This window comes from Arenibacter aquaticus (assembly GCF_003957295.1).
In the GTDB taxonomy this organism is placed as follows: domain Bacteria; phylum Bacteroidota; class Bacteroidia; order Flavobacteriales; family Flavobacteriaceae; genus Arenibacter; species Arenibacter aquaticus.
The window spans coordinates 1-2523 of the sequence record NZ_RQPJ01000019.1 but is presented as its reverse complement, the minus strand read 5'-3'; the positions used below and the strand labels follow the sequence as shown (position 1 = coordinate 2523).

The 2523-nt window shown below is 42.5% G+C and carries 1 protein-coding gene; it reads right to left on the bottom strand.

Going from position 1 to position 2523, the window contains the following annotated elements; all coding sequences use genetic code 11:
• Positions 1-808 precede the first annotated feature (808 nt).
• Entirely contained in the window at positions 809-1720 is a 912-nt protein-coding gene (locus tag EHW67_RS15510) for a metallophosphoesterase (RefSeq protein WP_126163302.1), read from the bottom strand.
• Between the last annotated feature and the right edge of the window lie 803 nt (positions 1721-2523).

Below are 2523 nucleotides of genomic sequence, written 5' to 3'. Positions count from 1 at the left end.
TGACGGTGTTTGGCATGTAGATTTGAATGGGCGTCATTGCGAGAAGCTTTTGCGACGAAGCAATCTTACCATAAATAATCAGATTGCCACGCTGCGCCTACCTAGCGGTAGGCTTGCTCGCAATGACGGCATTTATTAAGGTTTGAGCAACTGATTACTGTTCACTTACAACTGTTTACTGATTACTCTTCACACCAGCTTCTTATCTCTCTTCTCTTTTTTCTTAGCTCATTGAGCTTTTGGCTTTTGGCTTTTGGCTTTTGCCTATTGACTAATGACTGACCACTGTTCACTGTTTACTAATAATTGTTCACTCCATAATGCTAATTGTTAATGGACTGTTTGCCAGCCCGGGCAACCTTTCTGCTTCTCGGTACAATTTTATTTCGCTGCGCTGCATAAAACCACCTGCCTGCGGTAGGCAGGCTCGAAGTGACGAAAGGCGGGCTCGAAGTGACGGTGTTTGGCATGTAGATTTGAATGGGCGTCATTGCGAGAAGCTTTTGCGACGAAGCAATCTTACTATAAATAAGCAGATTGCCGCGCTTTGCCCGCCTGGCGGCAGGGCAAGCTCGCAATGACGTAAGTAACTGATCACTGTTTACTGAAAACTGTTCACTCCTTATTGTTTATTGCTAATTGATTATTGTTAATTGAAAAAGCCTTTCCCCGACCCTAAAGGGGGGACTTTTTTTACTATTAGACCGTCTTTTTTCTCTTTTCTTTTTTCTTAGCTCTTATATCTAATGTATTGTGCCTAAGACTGTTAACTAAAAATGGTTCACTGAAGGCTAAGTATTTACAGTTGTTATTTAATCTTTAGGCTTCTTGAAGGTTCGCGGCCATATCCTTGAACCAGAATGGAATCGGGTGTGATTTGCACGGTAGCGAAAGCGGTAGTGTTATTGGTATCTACCATTCCCTTATAGGTAAGGTAGTGCACCCCGTTGCGTTGCATATAATCCCCATTGTGGTTGTGTCCGTTAAAATAGAATTTTACGTGGGGGTATTGGTCTATCAGTGAGATAAACTGTTGGCTATTCCACAATCGGTGTACCTTGTCTTCCCCTAGTACTGGGAAGTGACAATAAAAACCTACATTTTGTTCTAGGGCCAAGGCTTCTTGCAGCTCGTTTTCTACCCATTGGAGCTGTTCATTGCTCAGGCCACCGTTCCAGGTCTGCAGGTTGGGGAGGTCAGATTTTGATAATAGATTGAATAGGGAGTCGGTTTCAGCAATTTTTTTTGGAGTAATGGCGCCTTGGTAGCTTAGGTCGTTCCCATCCAGCACAATAAACCGCCAGTTATTTTTAACAAAACTGTAATAGCGCTGTGTGAGTTTCATTTTTTTGGGAACCAGTGGTTTTAGGGATTCGGCCACACTAAAATCATGATTGCCCAATACCTGGTATTTTTTGGTCTTTAAGTTGTTCCAGATAGGGGCAAGGGTATCAAAGCTATTAAAATCACGGTCTATAAAGTCGCCCAAATGAATGGCGTAATCCAAGGGCGATTGGTCAAGGCTGTCTACGGCATTTTTTAGTTTTCGGGGCGAATTCTTATAGAATCGGGAGGAGGTAGATTTGCAGTGGCAATATTGGCAGTCGGCCACTATACCAATAGTCATTTGCGTCTTGTTCTTGGCATTGTGCTGTTTTGATCCACAACCGATCATAGTAAGGATTACAAGTGCTGTTAAGTTTTTTTGTATAAGGGTCATTGGGGCATTTGGTTTAGTTGTATTGAATTACTTGGTTAAATATACTTTTTTTTTGAGTGGTGTTAGATTAAGGAATTGTCAATGTGGAAATGTAGCAATGTGAAAATGTAACAATGTGGGAATGTAACAATGGGTTTATGTGGAGATTGGTGATTGATTATTGTTCATTGAAAAAGCCTTCCCCCGACCCTAAAGGGTGGGCTTTTTTCACCAATCAACTGTCTTATCTCTCTTCTCTTTTTTCTTAGCTCTTTTAGCTAATGGTTAGTAACTATCTACACTTCATTTTTCCATGTCACCTCGACAGAGACCTTTTTTAGGTCGACGAGAGGTCTTACTTATTTTGTTGGATGTTAAATGGTTAAGGAAAGTCGTCAGTTCGAATGCTTCTCGATACAATTTTATTTCGCTGCGCTGCATAAAACCACTCGAAGTGACGTAGCCGTTAGGTATGTTGTATCGAGAACTGGTTTGGTGTTTCCCCGTCTGCTTCTCGCTTCTCGATACAATTTTATTTCGCTGCGCTGCATAAAACCACTCGAAGTGACGTAGCCGTTAGGTATGTTGTATCGAGAACTGGTTTGGTGTTTCCCCGTCTGCTTCTCGCTTCTCGATACAATTTTATTCCGCTATGCTCTATAAAATCACCCGCCTAACGGCCGGGCAGGCCTGCCTGCGGTAGGCAGGCTCGAAGTGACAAAAGGCGGGCTCGAAGTGACGGTGTTTGGCATGTAGATTTGAATGGGCGTCATTGCGAGAAGCTTTTGCGACGAAGCAATCTTACCATAAATAATCAGATTGCC